This is a genomic window from Ruegeria sp. BF6, assembly GCF_056538665.1.
This window is the reverse complement of the sequence record NZ_JBQFTN010000001.1, coordinates 1,028,385-1,048,359: the sequence shown is the minus strand read 5'-3', so window position 1 is coordinate 1,048,359 and position 19,975 is coordinate 1,028,385. Positions and strand designations below refer to the sequence as shown.

The window sequence follows — 19,975 nt, the reverse complement described above, 5'->3', positions numbered from 1 at the left end:
GGCGGAAACCTTGAACGGTGTAGTTGAACAGCTCGCTCGAACTGATCAGCAGGCTGTCGGCACATTTCACGCCACTTGTGTTTTGGGTGACCAAATCAAAGGCGGGCCGTCGCGTTGACAACTGCATTGTTGAACCTTCGAAAATAAGCTTCGCTGGCGAAGTAAGCCGATAGGATATCCTTTTGGTTCGTGATCGTCTTTTTTTGGAAGGGCTCGTCATGAGGTGAACAAAGGGTTTGTGAAGCTCGCGCCCAGGAATAATCAATCGCCTTCACGTACTTAGAGGCCGTCCCGAGGTCATTCGTCTTTCCGGCCGGAAAACCGGGTCTAGCCAGTATTGCCTTGGCGTCGGAATGTCGGTTCCCCCATATGATGGTTGGGGGCATGGGACACTCTGCAATAAGAGGGGCTGGTGGTGCACCGCCTGAGCATGAATTGTTTGGACAGTGCGCGCAGCAGGTTAGTTGCGGTCTGCTCGGATGAGGTCGGGTTCTGACCGGTTGTTAATGAAATACCTTAGACCACGTGGGCGCCGTGACGGCAGAGGCTGTTTGGGCTGTGTTTTTGATGCATACCTAGCCCAGAGTCCCGGTTCACTTTTTTCATTTCCTTGCCGATATTTTTGTCGTCCAAGCGCATACTTGATTTGATGTCGCGGTCTGTCACTATATCAGCCGCAATGCCTATAACGCGCAACAACACCAAATTGCTTTACGACACAGGCGATGTCGACTGTGCAGAAATCATCGAGTCGCTTTGTGAGAAAAACGCGACCTATCTCAGGCGGCGTAGACTTCTTGATGGGCCCGGTGCTCATGCAAAAGACCTGGTGATCGAATGTGCAGAAACCATAAAGAAAAACAACGATCAGAGTTTGTTGAATCGGTTTGTCGCACAGGTATTGAACAACGCGACAGAGCACGAGATTTTGACTCTGTTGGTCGCCGGGTGGCTCGAGCTTCAGAAGGGGAAATGGCAGGCAACCGAAACACTTGGGCGCGAGGTCGTAAGCCGCGATCACCATGACCTAATGGCGCAGCGGCTCATTGATGCTGCCCGCGAGACGTCGACGGATCTGGAAACCGAAACCGACCGCTGGCTTCGGACGCGCACCTGCCCGGCGCCTTTTCGAGAAATGGAAACGCGGACTAACGGTGAAGTGCATTTTTGCTGTTCGGCATGGCAACCGGTTCCGATCGGTCGCCTAGAAACGGCGGACGAGGGCGGATTCTGGAATTCCGACAGGGCACGTGAAATCAGGCGATCCGTCCGTGACGGTGATTTTTCCCATTGCAGCCGGTGGCATTGTCCACAGATTGCCGGTCGCAGGCTCCAGGCCCGCACCCCGGAAACGCAAAACTTGAAACTGGAGCTGGAGCAAGGTCCCGATCGGGTCATCCTGTCTCATGACCGGTCCTGCAACATCTCTTGTCCCAGTTGCCGAACGCAGTTGATCAACCTGCCACACAAAGACACGGAACGTTTGAATCATGTCTTTGAAGACCACCTTCTGCCGCTGGTCAGCAAGGCCACGAAAATCAAGGTCACCGGGTCGGGTGATCCATTTGGCAGCAGGCACTTTCGCCACCTCCTGGGGCGGCTTTCTCAGTCAGGCCCGCCCGGGCGGCGCATTCAACTGCACACCAACGGGTTGCTGGCCAATGAAAGGGCATGGAACGATCTAGCGCTATGGGACAAGGTCTCGTCTGTCTGGGTGTCCATCGACGCGGCGCAGGCCGACACGTACAGCGTGCTGCGCCGTGGAGGCAATTTCTCGATACTGAGAAGGAACCTGCGCTTCCTCGGTGACCTGAACGCGCGTGGTGATATTGATACGTTGCGTTTGGACTTTGTCGTGCAGACCGCAAATTACAGAGAAATGCCTGCCTTCGTCGATCTTGCCCATGAAATGAACGCTGATGGTGTCTACTTCCTGAGGCTGCGCAATTGGGGGCATGTCACACCGCAGGAATTTAAAACCCAGGATGTGTGTTCATCCGACCATCCTGAACATGAAGACCTACTTGAGGTGCTGGCCGACCCGCGCATGGCCTGGAGCGGTGTCGACCTGGGCAGCCTGAACTCCATTTGATCGGTTGTCTCGTTTAGGGGACGCCGGTTCAATACTCTTTTCGGATCAGGACGTCGGCCAGAAATGAACAGGAGTCCTTTGCACACCGCAGACACCTCGGTAGATATCGCCATTCCCTCTGACCCGAAGGGGGTCCAGCCCGACACTGCAGCTGTAAACGCGTCAGCGGTTCATGCCCCTGAGAAGGAACTCATTTGGGGGCAACGTCTTGCACTGCCCGGACCGTATGGTCGCGCGCATCAGAGAGTGCGGCTTTTCGTCAAACGGAGCGTATTTCGAGGGCAGTCCTTCCGAAAGTACCCGCATCTGGTCATCCGCGTAGTCGTATATCTTTGCACCGAGTTCCTGCCGCAACGGCTTTAACGAGATCGACGCCGTCGGCAGCGCCGCGCGCAGCACCCGGGCGTCTTCAAGGGTTTGGTCAAAGCGGTCCGGGTGCATCGTGACGTTGATATGGACCACCATCATTTTCGCTAAGCGGATGAAGTGGGTCAGCTCCACGAACTCGGCGTGATAGGTTAGGATTAAGCCGTTCAGACATTCGCCTATCTTTTCCGAAAACCGGGATGTCCGCGACGCATTGCTGATCAGACTGACTTTGAAATCAATTGCTGACGCCTGCGCAACAGAACGATGTTGCGGAAATGCATTGTGGGTTCACCGCCCGTGAACCGGATCCAGACAGTCTTGTCCCGCTCATCCACATAGTGACGTTTCATCCAGTGAAAAAATGCAAACGTCCTTGGTCTTTTGCCGTCTGACCGAGCCGTCAGGCAAAGACTCGGGGCAAAAGCTGCACGCGTTCCACAGCATCCTATCCACCACGACCACTTTGGCATGAACGGAATCGGAGTGACGAATAGAGTAAGTGCAACCAGTTCGTTCCGAATTGGGTCCATTCATACCCAAGTGTTTTGAAAATTGGTTACCCAAACAACTCCAGGAACGGCGCAACAGCGTTCATGTGGCTCTTACCCTTTACCTTAGCCAAGCTTGAAATTGTCGTGAGACTAAAAAACTACGCTGAAATTGGGGTCTGGCGGGGTAAGCTCAGCAATCCTGACCTTGACTGGGGGTGTTCACATTCTGTTTGGCGGAACCGGTTGACTTGTCAGCGAGCGGTCAGTTTTTTATACTCTACACTATATTTTTTAGTATTTTTGACGCGCCGGCCTGTGCTCGGGATTGCCAGGCTACAACAGCTTAGAGCTTATTTCGCCGGCCAGTCGGGGGTAATTCATGACGAAGGCGAGCGGCCAAAAGACTCGACCAGAAGTTGCCAAGAAACGCGCTGCTCAGGCGCCGGGTAACTATGACTTCGTTCAATCCCCTGAATGGCAGAAGGTACTTGAAAAAGCTCGGATAGAGCGAGAGAAGAACATTTCGGCGCGCGGTCAGAAAAGCAAGGAGACGCAAGCCCCCAAACCGGGTCAACGTAACGATGCTCAATCAACCACAGGTGAGCCATCTCCGGTCGGGCAGAAAGCGTGGTCAACTCAGCTTGAAGAAGCCAGAAAGAAAAGAAATGCGGCGTTTGCCGGGCGCAGGGGTGAGTCGGAAGAACTTGAGTCCGGTGTGCCTAATGGTGACCGTAAGACCAAATCTGTTGAAAAAGCCGGAGGAACTTTCAAATCCCGGAGAGGCGATAACAGCTCGGCCGACGCCGATCAGACAGATGCAGGACTGAGTTTAAGGCTTTCCAATGAAGAGATTGACTTTCGCCTATCCAAGAAGATCCTTCAAAAACTGGAAATTCAACAACGCGCGCGCCGAAAGGTTAGATTGGGTTTAATCGCCCTCGGCTGCGCCATTGGTGCGGTTGCCTCTTCTTCGGTGTTTTGGGTTCTTTCTGGACCAGACCCACGAGTGGCAACTGGATCAGAAGCTGCGGGTGTCGAGATTAGCTCTCCGTTGCAAGATGAGGGCGTCGCTCCGTTGCAAGATGAGGGCGTCGCTCCGTTGCAGCCTGATTTGTCGACGTCCGCGCAAAGTGAAATCGTCATTTCAACCGATGTGGTCAACACTTCGGCCCGATCGGCTTCGCCCGATAGCAGTTTGGCAGAGGGAGAGGATCTGAACAGTATTGCATTGCTGACACCCCCTGTTTCGGGTTTGACCGAGGCGGCAGAGCCTCCCGAACTGAAAACACCATATGTCGCTCCAAGCGTTCTGGCGTATGTTCCCGCGCTTGAGCAGCCGTTTTTGCCCGTGAGTGGACCCGGTTATCTGCCAACACGAGAGGCGAACCCAAGTTTCCTGCCCTATGAAAACGTACCTGAGATTTTTAACCCGGTGGTCGCGCTGGCTGCTGTAGCTGCAGAAGGATTTGTTGATCCCATGGAAATAGCAGCAGATGCGTTTACTCCACCGGTGCGATCGCCTGAACTTGCGATTCAGCCCGTCTTGTTCAGACAACCTGCGCTTCTGCCGCCCGCGGCAGAGCCTGGGTCTCTGTCGGAACAGATTTGGGCCATCCAGCCGGATTTGCCCATATCGGTCGATCCGATTGAAAACGCATTGACGACCGTGGCATTGGACCCAACGGCGCAGATTGAAGAACCCGGAGTTGGCCCGGAGGCGCTGCAAACACCCATTCAGACGCCGCGAGCTGAGCCCTCGGGTTCAGTGCAACTTGCGGCGCTGCCTGGCGCTGATGTCGAGGCACCAGAAGCGAGCTCCGGCGCAACGGGCGCGGCGTTCAGACTGTATGCACCCAACAAACTGCCGCAGGATGCAGTAGATTCGGTTATTACCGATCTAACAACGACAGGTCATGAGTTGAATGGGACGGCGCGCGTTGGGTACAAGGTGTCCCAGTCCAACGTTCGATTCTATCACAGGCAGGATGCCGCCAAAGCCGCGGCCCTAGCAGAAGATGCCGGCGCGTTATTGCGCGACTTCACCAATTCGAAAACCAAAACTACCAGCGGAGTGGTGGAGTTATATCTGGCCGGGAACGGCTATAGCAGTTCTCCGATCAAGCGAACAACCAAACGAAGCAGTCAAAGCGCTACGGCAAACAACCCGATCAACCAGCTCAGAAGCCAGGTTCTGAAAAAACTTCGGGCAACATCGAACTAAAATCGCTATTCTTGTTCATGAGTGCGAAAGACTGAAACAGATGGTGAGTGTAGTTAACAAGTATTGATAAGGTTCTTTTAAATGACTGATAGCAGACTCGTCGGCATTGTAACTGCGCTACTTATTTTAGCGACGACAGGGGGTGCGCGTGCTGAGATCACGCTTGAGCACCTGATCGCTATCGATCAGCTGTTGTCAACCAACGACACGAGGGCGCTGCGATCCTATCTTGAGAGGAACCCGGAGTTGCTGACGGGCGATGATGAGCTATCGCGGGAATTGCGCGATTTTTATGGCGCCGCGTCCGCCGGCAGTTTGGATTTCGGCTATCCCGCCAATGTGCCGGACAATCCGTTTGACGCCCCGACTGGGACAACCGCGCGCGCAAGTTCGCTGCAGCACTAGGCCCCATGTCCGTGTTTGACACCATCAACTGTCCCTCGCGCCCGAAAATCGCCTACATCATTGAACCACGGTTTTCCGGCGGTACGTCGGCGGCTGTCGCTGCCGAACTTCGAGTGGCCATTGAGTTCGGAGAGTTGGAGGTTCACGCGGTAACCTCAAGGACGTTCGGAGACGACCAGTACATAGCGCCGGTGCTGCGTCGTGTACTTGACGAGCTGCGCATTCCGCTGATTTGGGATGCTCCTCGGGTTAGTGCAGATTTTGTGATCTTGCACAATCCGGCATTTCTGAAGTTTCAGGACGCTTTGAGTACAAGAATTTTTGCGCGGGACCTGATCGTGGTAACGCACGAGAATTTTTTGCGTCCGGGCGGAGAAGAAGGGTTCGACGTTTCATCCTGCCTGGACTTGATTGAGGCGGCGGCTCTTGCGCTCAGAAAAACGCTTGCACCGATTTCGCCGTATAATCGGAAAACCATAACCGATTGGTTGGTCGGGTCCCGTGTGGCCCGACAATGGGAGGTTCTGGGTGCGGACTGGTTCAACATCTGCGAAACCGAGATTGAGCCCCCGTGCGACGTGCCCGAAGACCGCCGCGGCAGGCATTCACGCCCCGGGTTTGAGAAGTTTCCGACTCTGGCCGATCTCGACAGGTGTTTTCCCGAACATGCGCAGAGCAATGTTATCCTGGGTGCGGACGCATTACTGGATGCCAGTGTCCTCCGCCCGCATTGGACCTTGCTTCCTTTCAACGCCATTCGGGTAGACGAGTTTTTTGAAATGATTGACTTTTTCGTCTACTTCACCGCACCGACTTGGCAGGAAAGCTTTGGGCGTGTCATTGCCGAAGCTCTGACCGCTGGCAAAGTGGTTCTTACCAATTCGGAGATAGGGGTCACGTTTGGCGACGCAGTGCTCAGTTGTCGCCCAAAGGACGTAGACGGGATTATTTCCGGTCTTATCGCGCAGCCGCATAGGTATCACGAACAGGTATCCAAATCGCAATCAGCGCTGGCGCGCTACTCCGCCGACAACTTCAGGGTGCAACTGTCCAATGTCATTCCCGCTGATAGCGGGGTCCTGAAATGATTTTCGTTGAGGCCGGTTCGCGTTCCTTACGATCCTTCGATGCGCAGTTGATCTTTGCCGAGCAACTTGCCGTGCGCGGTTTCACCTGCTGTATCGATGCCGAGTATCTGCCGGGAAACGCAGGACGCGGCAGAGTTTATGAGGCGGCCAGATTTCTTGTCGATCCGGCAGAGCACGAGGCTGAATCCGTCTTTGTGCTTGGTGCCGAGGATATCGATGATCTGCTTCTTGCATCCCTTCGACAAAAGCAGCTTGATACCGACGTGCCGGTGATTGCTACGGGTCGTTTCCTGAGCCAGCAAAGCTACATCGGGGCAAAAGCGCGTCTGGCCTATGCGCTTGGGCGCGAGGCAACGGTGATCGACCTTACGGATTTTCAGCCGCGTTCGGTGATGCCTTCGGCGATCAGCCCTCTGGTTGCGGACGTTCGGCCAACGCCCCGGCCCGCACGTGGGATGCCGAATGTGACGGTTGTTTTAGGCTCCATGGAACTGGATAATCCCGAGACTCTGTCCTGCTTTTCCCGAATGAGTAACCGGGGGGGATACAATCTGCGACTGGTCGTAAGCGGGGCGCAGAACGAGGCGATCAATGCGTCGCCGTTCCATGATTTGCCGACCAACCTGTATACCGATCTTTCATCGCTTACGCTGGCAAATTCGACGGACATTCTTGTGATGTTCGGTCACGGCATCGCCGGCGTTCGTATGGCGGCGTTTGCAGTCGAATTGATGGCTACTGGGGGCGTTGCGATAGATTGCACGGATGACGAGGCTCTGGTGTCCTCCGGCGCGCCCGCGTTGCTTGGGCCCAAGACGCCATTTTCTCTGGATGGGTATCTGACAGGTAAAATACTTGGCAACACGTCGCAAATCGCGGAACAGGCCAGAAAATCTCAGTGGCTTCATACTGTGGACATTTCCCGTCTGGAAAGCGCTGCAGGTCTTACACCCAAAACACGCGAACCTGTTCGGACCGCACAGAGAACTTTGTTCTTTCCGACAAATGGCGTGGGATTGGGGCACGCTCAGCGGTGCGCCGTGATCGCGAATGCATTGCCGGACAACATGCCGTCGGTATTTGCGGCCTTTCCCAGTTGCGTGCCGCTTATCCGCCGCGAAGGCATTGATTGCATTCCGTTGGTTTCGCGGATCGATATGTCGGATAATCCTGACGGCAACGATATCCTGACATATCGTCGACTTGGTGCCGCGTTGCAGGACAACGACAGCCTGATCTTTGACGGCGGCCATGTCTTCGATTCCGTCTACCGCGTAATTCTCGAGCGAAACCTGTCGGCAGTTTGGATTAGACGGGGCCTGTGGCCCGACGGGCGACCCCGACAAAAGATGCTCCGACGAGAGGGTGTGTTCGATCGTGTCATCGTACCCTCCGAAGCCTTCGACGAACTGAACGATGCCTACAGCTATGGCGACCACGTCCACTACGTCGGTCCGATTTTTCGCAAGGTGGTTCAGTCCGAAAACGAGCGTGACCGGCTTAGGGAGCGGCTGGCAGAGCGGTTCGGGCGAGAGTTCAAACAGTTAGTTGTCAGCATGCTGGGTGGCGGTGTGGCGTCTGATAGATCGGCTCAGCTGCAAGCGATATCCGGGATGCTGGAGGATCGGACGGACTGCCTGCATCTTGTCGTGACGTGGCCGGGCAGCAAGGTTCAGCCTGCCACGTTCGGCTGGACAAATACACGCGTGGTCCAGACGTTTGAGGCAACATCCCTGTGTCTGGCCGCGGACCTAGTTATTTCAGCGGCGGGGTACAATTCCGTTCTCGAAATTCTTTACCACCAAATCCCCGCGATCCTGATCCCGCAATCGGCCCCCTATTTGGACAATCAGGAGCGACGCGCCAGAGCTTTGGCTGATCGCGACCTTTGTGCGATCATCACCGAAACAGACCTCATGAAGCTGGAAAGGACAGTCTCGGAATGTCTGGATCACGATGAGGTGGAACGCTATCGGTCTGCGTTGAATGGGATTCAACTACCTGAGGCGGGGGCGTCGAGGGCAGCTGAAATCCTAGCAGAGGTTAGGCGCGAAAAATGACAGACATCTCTTGGTTCGAAATTCTTGGCAGGACATCGCCAAAGCGGCCGGTTCAACTGGATGCTTTGATCACGGACAATCGCAAATCCAAGCCGTACGGGAAAGTTGTGTTCCCCGAGATGGACCTGACACCATCCATTGCCCTTTGGGAGCATGACAAGGCCGGCCCCACGTATATTGGTATTCGGGTTCTAAAACCTCTTGAATCCGCACATAATGTCGCGAGGCTTCTGGCCGCTGCGGCACTGGAACGAGAGGTCTTTCCGGTCATACTAAGCCGTGTCGAGTACAGCGGGTTCGAACAGTTTGGGTTTCGTGTCGAGCGCGTCCCCGACGAACCGGCCGCGGCGCTGGCCGCCGAAGCGGAAATCAGAAAGTTCTGGGATCTCGCGATCATTATCGACGGAGACGAAATCGGTTTTTGGTCGGGCCAGAAAAACGGAACCTGATGCGGGTAGGGACCCTGTCTGAATACCGACATGGCCAGCTTCTCTTTCAAGGGCATCAAAACACAAGTCTTGAAATCATCTGCTGTGTGGTAGTGCTGTGATTCATGACACGATCGGAATTACCCCAACCTGAAACAACACCAAGAACGCGTGCAAAGGCACGACATATTCTGGATAATTACTATATCGGACCTGCTCGAAACGCTTCGGTTCTTGAGATCTGGGGGTATACGGATCGCATGACCTATGCCCCGGGTGACCTGCTGGCGTTGCGGGTGTCTACCACGGCGGAAAGCTGGAACCTTGAGATTGGCCGTGATGGTGTGCGTTACGAGCACTTGTTCTCGGAAACGGATATCGCGGGGGGTGCATCAGACCACACCCGAGGATTGTTCGGTTGTCGGCTGCGGGTGGGACGTCGCTTACGAGTTCACGATCCCCGATGACTGGCGCGCAGGTGGATATCTGGTGACCCTGACCGCTGAACGCGACGGGGACCGCGTCGAGGAACACCATCTCTTTATGCTGCGCCGCGCGGTCAGCAAGCCGCCTGCACCCTATGTATTGATCTGCGCCACGGGAACCTGGCTGGCCTATAATTGCTGGGGCGGGTCCAACCACTACGAAGGGATAACCGGCCTGGACAGCAATGCGTTTTCTCCGGTGGTTTCAACACAGCGCCCGTGGACGCGGGGGTTCTGCAAGCTTCCCGGAGGAGTACCACGCGCGGTGCCCGACATGCCGCACCAATCGGGCACCATGGTTCGGTATCCCTATATGGAGTGGGCCTATGCCTATGGGTATTCCAAGAAGTACGCCTCGGCCGGATGGGCAAGTTACGAACGTCACTTTGCGGCTTGGGTTGAAGAACAAGGGTTCGAGTTCGATTTCGCCACACAGCATGATCTGGAGGCTAATCCCGAACTTTTGAAACGCCACAGATGCGCTGTCTTCGTGGGGCACGACGAATACTGGTCAGCAAATATGCGCGACGCGGTTGATCGATACACCGCCGGGGGCGGCTGCGTGGCACGGTTTGGGGGCAATTTCCTCTGGCAAACCCGCATCGAGGATGAGGGGCGCACCCAGGTTTGTTACAAGTACACGGCTGATCAGGACCCGCTTGTCGGTTCGGATCAAGAGCATCTGGTAACCACCGCATGGGAAGTCGCCCCGGCAAACCGTCCGGGCGCGCAGACCTTTGGGGTCAACGGGCTGAAAGGGGTTTATGCCGGTTTGGGGCGCTGTGTCGGGCAGGGCAGCGGGGGCTTTTCGGTGTATCGGCCCGGCCATTGGGCGCTGGCGGGTACTCAGTTGGGGTATGGCGATCAACTGGGGGCCGCGTCCCGCATATTCGGGTACGAAGTCGATGGGGTGGATTATCGGATGGAAGACGGCCTTCCCATTGCCACCGGATCGGATGGGGCTGACCCAACGCTTGAGATTGTGGCGATGGGTTTGGCGACCAGTATTGAACCTACGCATGGGGTTTGGGGTGAGACCGCTTATATCGCGGACGCGGACGCGATTTTCAAAGCCCGCGCCCTGTTCGGAGAGATTACGCCCGAGACATTGGATCGCAGCAGCCGCGGCAACGGCGCGATCGTGCATTGGCACCGAGGAGAGGGCGAGATCTTTACCGCAGGTACTTGCGAATGGGTGATGGGTTTAGTCCGGCGGGACTGGCAGGTTGAACAGGTCACACGCAACGTGCTTCTTAGGTTTGGCGGTGCGGACAGGACTGCGCCTTAGACGAACCAGTAGATGCGGTTAAGGTTCACGCTCGAGCAGATCCAGATTTTGATCCAGTATCGCGCGGACCTGCGCTCCGATCTGCGGTGCCTCGGACGCTCGGGGACCCGCGATGTTCAGAACCGACGATTGGGTGGATTGCAGCCATTCTCGTACTTGCCGCGTGCAGGCTGACGTTCCATCCCTGATATTGACTACCAGATGAGGTTTCCCGGCCTCTTCAGCGAACGCGATAGTTTGCTGCGTTCCCGGGCTTGGCGACTCATCGACAAAGATCAGCGTGGCATCGCTTGAAACGACATTGGCGAGGGTTCTTTCTACAACTTTTTCGGTTTCCGTCTCGGTCAGGCCGGTGAAATACTCCGGAATCCGGCCCGCTTCATTCGTTCGGCCATTGGGAACCCATCCACCATAAGCCAGGCCGTTTTGCCGCGCGAATTCCAATGCCGCCATATCCACACCGGTTTGCCCGCCAGAGACGATTTTCATAACGCATGCCTTTGTCCTGAGAAGAGCTTATCCGGTCAAAGCAACATGAGGAACTGGTGGAATTCAGGACTTGTGCCGTGGGGCTTAAATCCGGTTCATGAGTTCATGAATGGCACGGGGCAGCGACGCGAAATAGCACGTCCCAGACCTTAGTTTTGTCATAATAGAATTCGTATCTGGCTAAGAGCGGAAATTTACGGGAACAGGAATTGTTAAGCGCCATTTTCAGCGCCGCATCTCAGCGCTACATGGATGTACGTCTGAACGCCTCGGGCGGGTATCGGGTTCGCATAGTTGAACGCCCGGGTCTGTGGATGTCTCCGTCCGAATTGGATGAGCTGGTTGCAGACTTGCGTCGGGTGGCGTCGAAAACGCTGCCCGCCGGAGAGTTGAGCTATGGGGTCTTTGCCAGTGATCGCGACAGGCTGGGGCAGTCGGTGATCACGCTCGTATCGCGCCGCGACGATCAAACGCCGGTGGCCTTCAATGCTCTGGCCCTGATGGAGGTCGACCTGGGGCACCGGTCCGAGGAAGTGCTGCATCTGGGGTTGGTCATGGTTGATCCCGGTCTGCGCAGTCAGGGGCTCAGCTGGGTGTTGTACGGGCTGACCTGCGTGTTGATGCTGTTTCGCAATGGGATGCGGCCGCTTTGGATTTCGAATGTAACGCAGGTGCCAGCGGTCGTGGGGCTGGTTGGTAGCGGGTTCGCGCGTGTTTTTCCGGCGCCGGAGGGCGGGGCGCAAAACCGACGCAGCCTTCTGCATCTGTTGCTGGCCCGGGAAATCATGCGTCACCACCGCCATGTCTTTGGTGTCGGCCCCGAGGCCGGTTTTGACGAAGACTGTTTCGTGATCTCCAACGCTTATACGGGTGGTTCGGACCATTTGAAGAAGACCTTCGCCGACGCCCCCAAGCACCGGGATCAGGTGGTGAATGACTATTGTCGGGATCAGCTGGATTACGATCGGGGTGATGACGTTCTGCAATTGGGTCAGATGGATACGCCAACCGCGCTGTCCTATGTCGGGCGCGAGGTTCCGCGCGGCTCATTCGCCGCTGTCGCGCTGGCCGTTTTTGCGGCTGTATTGCAGCGTCTGGCGATGCCGTTGTGGCAATGGGCCGACACACACCGGGATTTCGGCATTTTGCGCGCCAGGGAACAGGGTAATTGAGCACGTTTTCATATCAGGAATTCACCACGCGCAATATCGGCTTTGTCTCTCAGGCCGAGCAGGATGGACTGCGCAACGCTTGCGTTTTTGTCTGCGGCACCGGGGGGATGGGTGGCAGTGCGATCATGACCCTGATCCGTGCGGGGGTTGGGCGCTTGATCCTTGCTGATCTGGACAGTTTTGAGGTGTCGAACCTGAACCGGCAAATGTTCGCAACACTGGGAACGATCGACCGAGACAAGGCGATTGCGACCCGCGACCAGTGTTTGCAAATAAACCCCGAGGCCGAAATCGAAGTGCTGGGTGCGGATTGGCCGGAATACGTGGACCGGTTGGTGCAGACCGCTGATGTTGTTATCAACGGTACAGATGATCTGAGCGCCAGCCTGCTGCTGTATCGTACGGCGCGGATCAGTAGGCGGGTGGTGATCGACGCCTATGCCTCGCCCTTGCCATCGGTTTACGTCACGGGTTCAGGTGACCCGATGCCGGAAGAACGTCTGGACTACCCCACGCAAGGCACCCTCTGGAGCGCGCTTACGCCGGAGATGCGCGATGCGGCCGCTGCCGCCGAGGCTGAATATGTACTGACCCATTCGTCGTCCCGGCACCATGTGGATCTGGCCCTGGCTGGTGAAGTCATTGCCGGCACCCGCAGCCGGATGTCCTTTGCGCCAATGGTAATCATGGCTGGGGCGCTGATGGCAGGCGAGGCGCTACAGACCGTACTGGGGCGCCCGCATGGCGCGGACTATCGCGGCTGGTTCCTGAACCCCTATACGGGCAAGGTCGAGCGTCCTTTGCCGGGTTTTCTGGCCACCCTGGTGCGGCCGTTGGTTCGGCGGCAGATGAAAAGGTTGTTGGCCTCATGACCGATACGGCCGCATTTCTGGCGGACACATGGGTGTCGATCTGCGCTGCGCTGGGCGCAGTGGTTGTATTGCTGCATCTGGACGATCTCGTGCAAAGGTCCGAAATTGCCAGACGGTTTCGGTTCTGCCTGTGGGTGCTGGTGGCGCTGATGCTGTCCCGGATCGGGCACTGGGGTGGCTGGGGCTGGCTTTTCTCTGCTGTTGCAAGCTGTTGCGCGGCACTGTTGCCCTTGGCCGCTTTGGTTCTAGCCGAGGGCTTGCTGCGCCGTCACGCGCCGCCCATCCTGAAACAGATCTGCGCGTGGGGGGCGGTCGTCCTTGGCCTGCTGGGGTTGCTGCAGTTTAGCAACCTTGAGGTTTTACGACTGACCGGATTGCTGTTGTTCCAACTGATCGGGCTGGGTGGCATTGCAGCGTTCGTGCTGCGGCGCGACAGGTGCAGCCTGTCTCCGACCGAGAACAGAACCGTCAACAGAATGAGCCTGTCCTTCCTGTTGATTCTGCCTTTTATAGCAACGGATTACATGCGCGAGGCAGTGGTTGATGCTCCGGTCAGGCTGGGTGGTGTGGCCGTCCTGGTGCTGTGCTGGCTGTCGATTGGGATGTACCGCCCGGGGTTGCGGGCCGCGGATATCCTGCGCAGCTTCGGGATCGGGTTTCTGGTGACCGGACTGTTGACCCTGACCCTGTCCGGGCTTGTCTCGCTGGATCTGAGGGCCGGGATACAGGTCATGGCGGTGATCGTTTCCACGCTGATCCTGTTGGCGATATGGCAGGCCGCGATTGCCCTGCGGATTGAGGACCGCCAACTGGTTGCCCTGCGCGAGATTGCCGAAGCAAGGGGGCAGGGGCCGCAGGCAGGCCTGACCTTGTTGCGCCGCGCTGCCGGGGCTCCTGACGCGGTGCTGGTGGAAGAGGCCGATTTGACTGGTATGAACCTGGACGACCTGCGGTTCCGGTTCAGTGAAATGCCTGTTCAACAGGTGGGTGCTACGGATGACGAACAGGTCAACTGGCTGTTCTCCCGCTTTGATGCCACTCATGCCGCGTTGCTTTCGGCTGAACCGTTGAGGGTGGTAATGCTTAGCAACCCGGATATCGCGACGATGGACAGCACCGGCGCCGCCCTGCGTGCGGTGCAGCGGATGGCAGGTGTTCTGATGGCCGAGGGGCAGGCATGATCGAACTTCTGGAGCGGGATTTCCCGAGTTTCTTTGTCGCCCCGTTCCATGCCTATGGTCCGGATACCCTTTACGTGTCACCGATGAAGGCGGATTTGAAGCGGTTCCTGTCGGCCGCAAACCCGCTGTTCTCCGGGGTGTCGGACTTTACCTATTTCACCGCTCTACGGCAGGGTGAACCGGTTGGCCGGATCACGGCACATCTGCACCAGACCTCAAACGACTTGCATCATGAGGCCCGGGGGTGCTTTGGGTTCTTTGATTGCGCCGACGATGCTGAGGCCGCCACGGCCCTGTTGCAGGCTGCGGAAAACTGGGTCCGCGAAAAAGGCATGACGCGGGTAACCGGCAATTTCAACCTGACAGCAATGCAGCAGGCCGGCGTCATGACCGGTGGGTTCGATCAGGCACCTTTCACAGACCAAGTCTGGGGGCCGCCTCACCTGCCGGGGTTACTTAAGTCGAACGGGTATAAGCCGCATTTTCCCATGACAACTTTTGAGCGCCGTCTGAATGTGACGCCCGCTCCGCAGGTCTTGCACGACATTCAGCGTGCGCACTTGCTGGATCAGGGTTTTTCCTTTGCCCCCGTCACTCGCGCGACCATTGCCGAGCGGCTTGAGGACGCGCGAACCATCCTGAACCGCAGTTTCAAAGACAATCCAATGTTCGTTCCAGTCACGGCCGAAGAGTTCCACTTTCAGGCCAAAGACATGCAATGGATCATGGACCCGCGCATATCCAAGGTGGTGCACTATCAGGGCAAACCTGCCGGAGCAGTGATAGCGATCCCCGATCTCAACCCGCTGTTACGCCGGGTTGGCTCCCGGATGCGCCTGTCCCTCCCGTGGCATTTTCTGCGTTACAAGGCCCGCAGGAACCGCGCTGTGGTGGTTTTCCAGGGCGTGATGCCAGAGTTTCAGGGCCGTTCGGTCAATCCCCTGATGCTCAGCGAAATGACACGCGACATGATCGCGGCGGGGTATGAAACGGTCGGCGGCACCTGGATTGCTGACGAAAACACGGCCAGTCTGCGGCAAACCGAAAAGGTCGGGGCGGTGCCGTTGCATCGGCTACACCTGTTTTCCAAGGAGTTGACGTAATGGACCGGGTGGAATTCGAAGCCGTTGTGGCGCAGGCGATGCTGGCCCCCTCGGCCCATAATACACAGCCAGCGCGCTGGGCGTTGCGTGATGGCGGCATCGACGTCCTCGCCGACCTGTCCCGACGCCTTCCTGTGGGTGATCCGACGGATCGTGACTTGGAGGTCTCATGCGGTGCAGCAGTTGAAGGTACGGTTCTGGCTATTGCCGCGCGTGGGGTAGGGGCCAAAGTAATTCTGTCTGAAGGGGCAGGGGTTAACGGTTTGCGGCCCGTTGCTCGGGTCGTGCCTGGAGGCACCGCGGTCCCGGAAGATATTGCTTTGGCGGCGGAGATGCCCAAGCGCCTGACACATCGGGCAGGGTTTTCACCTGCGCCAATCACCGCCTTCGACAAATGGGCGAGCGCGGAAATGACACTGGTAACGGAGGTGGCACAGATCGACTGGTTGGCTGGTCAGATCGACGACGCTTCGGCGCGGATCATGCGGCCAAGACCCTTTCGCGCTGAGTTGCTGCAATGGATGCGGTTGCGCAAGGATGACCCGAAATATGATTTCGACGGCCTAAACCGGGACGTTCTGGCCTTGGACGCGGTCACCGCGAGACTGGTGCCGACGGTTCTAGGCAGCGGGGTCTACGACCTGTTGTCAACGCTGGGCCTGGGGCCGCAGCTTTCGGGTGAAGCCGCGCGCAGCAGAGCCGCAAGCGCGGTCGTATTGTTTCACTGGCCCGAAGATGGGTCGATGATCAACGCTGGACGGGCGTTTTACCGATCCTGGTTGCAGGCTACGGCCCGAGGGTTGGTGGGCTGGCCTGCAGCGGCGCTGGCGGATGATCCAGTCACGCGCGCGGCTATTTCGGATCGGTTCAATGTGCCCGGCGACCGGGTGTTGTTCAACGCATTGCGGCTGGGGGTTGCCAACAGAGCCACCCCCAGCCGCGCGCGCCTTTCCCTGAGCGATGTGATCGTTTAGGCGGCGATATTGTCGCCCACTTCTTTCAGCAGTTTCTCGGTCTTTGCATCTTCGATCCGATTGTGCAGACGCTGGGATTCTTCGCGGTCACGCAGCGTTTTGGTGATCGAGACGGTGGTGTGTACCAGCATCAGCGCGGACATCGAGTAGAACCCTTTCGCCGCAAAGCTGGCCTCGAGGAAATAGATGCCGCCTGCCATCATCGCAGCTGCGACAATAAATGAAGCGATGGTGAACATGTTCCATGCGTTCGATTGGGGCAGGTTCAGGGTTTCTTCGGTGTTCATTGGTTTATTCCTTTCAGTTTATCAGTACGTTGAATTCGGATTCTGCTGTCAGGTCGACTTCGACTTGCCGGTTTTTTTGGCCTTCTTTTTCAGGCGTTCGAGAACCTCATCCGCGTTAGAGCGCAAGGGCTTGCCACAGCCGGCTTCGGCCAGACGGTCGCGGATGTTCTCAGCAGATCCGGTGGTCTCCAACTCTGTCATGGCGCGGGCGGTGGCATCCATTTCGCTTTGCCGCTCCTGCAGGCGTTGCAGGGTGTCTTCGGCCTCGCGCAATGTGGACAGGCCGCTGTCAGGGGCCACCTGCTGCAGGCGCTGCGTTTTGTCCGTTGCTGTGGCCAAGCGTTGACCGCGCTGCAACTGCCGCAGCCGGGTTTCAGCTTCGCGCAGGACGGTGCGCAGCCGGGCAATTTCGGTATCGAACCGGACTTGAGCTTTGGTGGACACGTCGCGTTCGGCCTCGAGATGTGCGATGGCGTCGGCGGCGTCACGGGCCAGATCCTCGCGGTTCTGTTGCAGTGCATCCAGCGTTCGGGCCTCAAGGTCGGCAATCTGCTGGGTCAACCTCACGTGCTGTTTCTTCTCTTGCTCGTTCTGGGCCATCGTCACGGCCACGGCCTTGCGCGACATCTGAACAGCATGGGCGCAATCCCGGATTTGCTGCCGCAGAATGGGTAGGGCATGGCGGTCCGTCACAACGGTTGCCGCCTCATAGGCCCGGCCCCTTAACAAAGTGGCAAACTGTTTGAACATCTTCGGCTCCTCGTTTATGAACAGTGTTCATGAAGCGACTATGCAATGATTCTGAACGTTGTTCAACTTAAAAATTGAACGATGTTCATACCATTACCGTTGAGGGAACTTAAGTGGCGAAAAACAAAAGAGAAATTTTGAAAGAAAAACTTCTGAACGCAGCCGAAGACAGGATAAAGTCGCACGGGTTGGCGGCTTTGCGTGCTCGAGATATCACCAAAGATGCGGGATGCGCGCTGGGTAGCCTGTATAACGCATACGAGGATCTGGACCTCTTGGTTCTGGCGGTGAATTCCCGCACGCTGGCGCGATTGCATACGACCTTACAAAGCGCGTCGGCCTCACAGGAAGTACCCGAGGAAAATCTGTTGGCGCTTGCGCTTGCCTATCTTGAATTCGGGACCGAGAACCCGAACCTTTGGGCCGCCCTGTTTGATCACAGGATGCCACCGGGCGTGCCAGTGCCGGAGTGTCATCTGGAAGAACACGCAGTACTGATTGCCGAGGTGATGACTCCGTTGTCGCGGTTAAGTCCGGGGCTGGATGAGGCCACCTTGGCCTTGCGTGCGCGTACCGTGTTCTCGGCGGTCCATGGCATCGTCAAATTGTCGCTTGAAGGTCGGTTTGTGGCTTTGGACACTGATGCCGTGCGGTCAGAGTTGTCGAGATTTATCCTGCAGTTCCTGCGCGGGTATCAGGCAGACCAATTAGAATAATGCGTTAACCTCAGCTGAAAACTCTCCCCGAGATTGCCGTTGCATCACCGGAGGAAACGCGGGCAAATTGGCCAGAGGGGCAGGGGCTGAGCTAGACATGGCAACACAATCCGAAGGTAGAGCGGTCTTTTTGACGGGTAGCCTGATGGGCCATGTTACCCGCATGTCGTTAACCACCAGCATTGGCCTGATGGCGATTTTCGCGGTGGATTTCGTTGACATGATTTTCATTTCGATGCTGGGTAACGATGCGTTGGCCGCTGCGGTCGGCTATGCCGGAACGCTTTTGTTCTTTACCAATTCAATCAATGTCGGCCTGTCGATTGCCGCTGGTGCCTTGGTGGCACGGGAGTTGGGGGCCGGTCGGCATGAACAAGCGCGTCAATTCAGCACCAGCGTTGCGGTTCTGGGTGCTCTGGTCGGGTTGGTCGTCTCAGTGACCGTCCTGTTCAACCTGACATTTTGCCTGTCCCTGCTGGGCGCAGAGGGCGAAGTGCTGCGATTAGCCGCCCGCTATGTTTCGATCATCCTGCCGACCATGTGGGTGATGGCGATTGCAATGACGGGCATGGCAGTGTTGCGCGCCTATGGGGATGCGCGACGCTCGATGCAAGCCACGATTTACGGCGGAGTGGCCAACGCAGTGCTGGACCCGATCCTGATCTTTGCCGTTGGGCTGGGCCTGGATGGCGCGGCCATCGCCTCGGTTATCGCGCGGATCTGCATGTTGATTGCGGCGGTCAGACCGGCAGTGCGCATGCATCGTGGTTTTGGTCGACCATCGCTGCAGCAGTTGGCGTTAGATGTCCGACCTGTTCGCGCGATTGCCGTGCCCGCCGTCCTGACCAATATCGCTACGCCTGTCGGCAACGCCATTGTCATTCGCGAAATCGCTCAGTTCGGAACGGAAGCTGTGGCCGGCATGGCGGTGATCGGACGGCTGATGCCGGTGGCGTTTTCGGTTGTGTTCGCGCTGTCCGGGGCCATCGGACCAATCGTTGGACAGAACTTTGGGGCAGGGCAGTATGACCGCGTAAAAGCGACCTTTCTGGCCGGTGTGAAATTCACCGCCGTTTATGTCTGCCTGATGGCGGCCACTCTGTTCCTGCTGCGCGCGCCAATTGCAGATCTGTTTCAGGCACAGGGGCAGACACGGGCGCTGATCTATCTGTTCTGCGGACCGCTGGCCTTGGCCTCATTCTTCAACGGGGTGATCTTTGTCGCGAATGCCAGCTTCAACAATCTGGGCCACCCGGTGTATTCGACCTGGGTGAACTGGGGGCGGCACACGTTGGGCACATGGCCCTTTGCGGTTGCCGGGGCCCATATCGCCGGCGCTCCCGGCGTGCTGCTGGGGCAGGCGTTGGGAGGCGTCATCTTCGCCGTGATCTGCTGGATTCTGGTCCGACGGGTTGTTGCGAATCTGGCTGCGCCGCAACCCGCCGATCCGTTTGCCGGGCAGACCCGGTTGCAGGCCCTGTTCGGGCGTCGCGGCTGGTAAGCG

Annotated in this window: 18 protein-coding genes; 14 read left to right on the top strand and 4 right to left on the bottom strand. The window is 57.3% G+C overall.

Annotation, left to right across the window (positions count from 1 at the left end; genetic code table 11):
* Nucleotides 1-679: 679 nt before the first annotated feature.
* Nucleotides 680-2,092 (top strand): radical SAM/SPASM domain-containing protein, encoded by a 1,413-nt coding sequence (locus ACR0IM_RS05250; RefSeq protein WP_480681053.1) that lies wholly within the window; start codon nt 680-682, stop codon nt 2,090-2,092.
* 162 nt (nt 2,093-2,254) lie between these two features.
* Here ACR0IM_RS05250 and ACR0IM_RS05245 read toward each other — a convergent pair whose 3' ends face one another.
* Complete coding sequence (locus tag ACR0IM_RS05245; RefSeq protein WP_480589512.1) at nt 2,255-2,593, bottom strand: hypothetical protein; 339 nt, start codon at nt 2,591-2,593, stop codon at nt 2,255-2,257.
* Nucleotides 2,594-3,331: 738 nt separating this feature from the next.
* On the opposite strand from ACR0IM_RS05245, the gene ACR0IM_RS05240 reads away from it, so the two are divergent.
* The 6 genes from ACR0IM_RS05240 (at nt 3,332) to ACR0IM_RS05215 (ending at nt 10,927) form a co-directional block, all read left to right on the top strand.
* The gene (locus ACR0IM_RS05240) at nt 3,332-5,173 is read left to right on the top strand and encodes a hypothetical protein (protein ID WP_480681052.1); all 1,842 of its coding nucleotides are present in this window, start codon (nt 3,332-3,334) and stop codon (nt 5,171-5,173) included.
* An 81-nt stretch (nt 5,174-5,254) separates the two neighbouring features.
* A complete protein-coding gene (locus tag ACR0IM_RS05235) occupies nt 5,255-5,578 on the top strand; it encodes a hypothetical protein (protein WP_480681050.1) in 324 nt (107 codons plus the stop codon).
* A gap of 5 nt (nt 5,579-5,583) precedes the next feature.
* The gene (locus ACR0IM_RS05230) at nt 5,584-6,666 is read left to right on the top strand and encodes a hypothetical protein (RefSeq protein WP_480681049.1); all 1,083 of its coding nucleotides are present in this window, start codon (nt 5,584-5,586) and stop codon (nt 6,664-6,666) included.
* Nucleotides 6,663-8,726 (top strand): glycosyltransferase, encoded by a 2,064-nt coding sequence (locus ACR0IM_RS05225; RefSeq protein ID WP_480681048.1) that lies wholly within the window; start codon nt 6,663-6,665, stop codon nt 8,724-8,726. Before ACR0IM_RS05230 ends, ACR0IM_RS05225 begins: the two co-directional genes overlap by 4 nt.
* Complete coding sequence (locus tag ACR0IM_RS05220; RefSeq protein WP_480589517.1) at nt 8,723-9,175, top strand: hypothetical protein; 453 nt, start codon at nt 8,723-8,725, stop codon at nt 9,173-9,175. The genes ACR0IM_RS05225 and ACR0IM_RS05220 overlap by 4 nt, the downstream gene beginning before the upstream one ends.
* A 366-nt stretch (nt 9,176-9,541) precedes the next feature.
* Nucleotides 9,542-10,927, top strand: a complete 1,386-nt coding sequence (locus ACR0IM_RS05215) for a N,N-dimethylformamidase beta subunit family domain-containing protein (RefSeq protein ID WP_480681047.1) — start codon at nt 9,542-9,544, stop codon at nt 10,925-10,927.
* Between the two features lie 18 nt (nt 10,928-10,945).
* Here the strand turns inward: ACR0IM_RS05215 and ACR0IM_RS05210 are convergent, their stop codons facing one another.
* Nucleotides 10,946-11,416, bottom strand: coding sequence for a putative molybdenum carrier protein (locus ACR0IM_RS05210; RefSeq protein WP_480640725.1), 471 nt, complete (start codon nt 11,414-11,416; stop codon nt 10,946-10,948).
* 209 nt (nt 11,417-11,625) lie between these two features.
* Here ACR0IM_RS05210 and ACR0IM_RS05205 point away from each other — a divergent pair, with 209 nt between their 5' ends.
* Genes ACR0IM_RS05205 through ACR0IM_RS05185 form a run of 5 tightly spaced genes read left to right on the top strand, consistent with a single transcriptional unit; the run spans nt 11,626 to nt 16,718 of the window.
* Nucleotides 11,626-12,588: a hypothetical protein gene (locus ACR0IM_RS05205; protein ID WP_480681045.1), complete on the top strand. Its 963-nt coding sequence runs from the start codon at nt 11,626-11,628 to the stop codon at nt 12,586-12,588.
* Nucleotides 12,585-13,460 (top strand): HesA/MoeB/ThiF family protein, encoded by an 876-nt coding sequence (locus ACR0IM_RS05200; RefSeq protein WP_480640722.1) that lies wholly within the window; start codon nt 12,585-12,587, stop codon nt 13,458-13,460. The genes ACR0IM_RS05205 and ACR0IM_RS05200 overlap by 4 nt, the downstream gene beginning before the upstream one ends.
* Nucleotides 13,457-14,641: a hypothetical protein gene (locus tag ACR0IM_RS05195; RefSeq protein ID WP_480681044.1), complete on the top strand. Its 1,185-nt coding sequence runs from the start codon at nt 13,457-13,459 to the stop codon at nt 14,639-14,641. Before ACR0IM_RS05200 ends, ACR0IM_RS05195 begins: the two co-directional genes overlap by 4 nt.
* Nucleotides 14,638-15,744, top strand: a complete 1,107-nt coding sequence (locus tag ACR0IM_RS05190) for a hypothetical protein (RefSeq protein WP_480681043.1) — start codon at nt 14,638-14,640, stop codon at nt 15,742-15,744. The genes ACR0IM_RS05195 and ACR0IM_RS05190 overlap by 4 nt, the downstream gene beginning before the upstream one ends.
* Complete coding sequence (locus tag ACR0IM_RS05185) at nt 15,744-16,718, top strand: hypothetical protein (RefSeq protein ID WP_480681041.1); 975 nt, start codon at nt 15,744-15,746, stop codon at nt 16,716-16,718. The genes ACR0IM_RS05190 and ACR0IM_RS05185 overlap by 1 nt, the downstream gene beginning before the upstream one ends.
* Here ACR0IM_RS05185 and ACR0IM_RS05180 read toward each other — a convergent pair.
* Both ACR0IM_RS05180 and ACR0IM_RS05175 read right to left on the bottom strand, forming a co-directional pair.
* Nucleotides 16,715-17,005, bottom strand: a complete 291-nt coding sequence (locus ACR0IM_RS05180) for a YiaA/YiaB family inner membrane protein (RefSeq protein ID WP_475159424.1) — start codon at nt 17,003-17,005, stop codon at nt 16,715-16,717. The genes ACR0IM_RS05185 and ACR0IM_RS05180 overlap by 4 nt on opposite strands.
* Nucleotides 17,006-17,053: 48 nt before the next feature.
* Nucleotides 17,054-17,755, bottom strand: a complete 702-nt coding sequence (locus tag ACR0IM_RS05175) for a PspA/IM30 family protein (RefSeq protein ID WP_480589525.1) — start codon at nt 17,753-17,755, stop codon at nt 17,054-17,056.
* A 137-nt stretch (nt 17,756-17,892) separates the two neighbouring features.
* On the opposite strand from ACR0IM_RS05175, the gene ACR0IM_RS05170 reads away from it, so the two are divergent.
* Both ACR0IM_RS05170 and ACR0IM_RS05165 read left to right on the top strand, forming a co-directional pair.
* Nucleotides 17,893-18,471 (top strand): TetR/AcrR family transcriptional regulator, encoded by a 579-nt coding sequence (locus ACR0IM_RS05170; protein WP_480681040.1) that lies wholly within the window; start codon nt 17,893-17,895, stop codon nt 18,469-18,471.
* 97 nt (nt 18,472-18,568) lie between these two features.
* On the top strand, nt 18,569-19,972 hold the full coding sequence (locus ACR0IM_RS05165) for an MATE family efflux transporter (protein ID WP_480681039.1): 1,404 nt from the start codon (nt 18,569-18,571) through the stop codon (nt 19,970-19,972).
* Nucleotides 19,973-19,975 lie beyond the last annotated feature (3 nt).

Bases quoted from the DNA above. Each gene is read 5' to 3' on its own strand.
- ACR0IM_RS05250 (WP_480681053.1), top strand. From the start codon at position 680: ATGCCTATAACGCGCAACAACACCAAATTGCTTTACGACACAGGCGAT.
- ACR0IM_RS05240 (WP_480681052.1), top strand. From the start codon at position 3,332: ATGACGAAGGCGAGCGGCCAAAAGACTCGACCAGAAGTTGCCAAGAAA.
- ACR0IM_RS05235 (WP_480681050.1), top strand. From the start codon at position 5,255: ATGACTGATAGCAGACTCGTCGGCATTGTAACTGCGCTACTTATTTTA.
- ACR0IM_RS05230 (WP_480681049.1), top strand. From the start codon at position 5,584: ATGTCCGTGTTTGACACCATCAACTGTCCCTCGCGCCCGAAAATCGCC.
- ACR0IM_RS05225 (WP_480681048.1), top strand. From the start codon at position 6,663: ATGATTTTCGTTGAGGCCGGTTCGCGTTCCTTACGATCCTTCGATGCG.
- ACR0IM_RS05220 (WP_480589517.1), top strand. From the start codon at position 8,723: ATGACAGACATCTCTTGGTTCGAAATTCTTGGCAGGACATCGCCAAAG.
- ACR0IM_RS05210 (WP_480640725.1), bottom strand. From the start codon at position 11,416: ATGAAAATCGTCTCTGGCGGGCAAACCGGTGTGGATATGGCGGCATTG.
- ACR0IM_RS05195 (WP_480681044.1), top strand. From the start codon at position 13,457: ATGACCGATACGGCCGCATTTCTGGCGGACACATGGGTGTCGATCTGC.
- ACR0IM_RS05190 (WP_480681043.1), top strand. From the start codon at position 14,638: ATGATCGAACTTCTGGAGCGGGATTTCCCGAGTTTCTTTGTCGCCCCG.
- ACR0IM_RS05185 (WP_480681041.1), top strand. From the start codon at position 15,744: ATGGACCGGGTGGAATTCGAAGCCGTTGTGGCGCAGGCGATGCTGGCC.
- ACR0IM_RS05180 (WP_475159424.1), bottom strand. From the start codon at position 17,005: ATGAACACCGAAGAAACCCTGAACCTGCCCCAATCGAACGCATGGAAC.
- ACR0IM_RS05175 (WP_480589525.1), bottom strand. From the start codon at position 17,755: ATGTTCAAACAGTTTGCCACTTTGTTAAGGGGCCGGGCCTATGAGGCG.
- ACR0IM_RS05165 (WP_480681039.1), top strand. From the start codon at position 18,569: ATGGCAACACAATCCGAAGGTAGAGCGGTCTTTTTGACGGGTAGCCTG.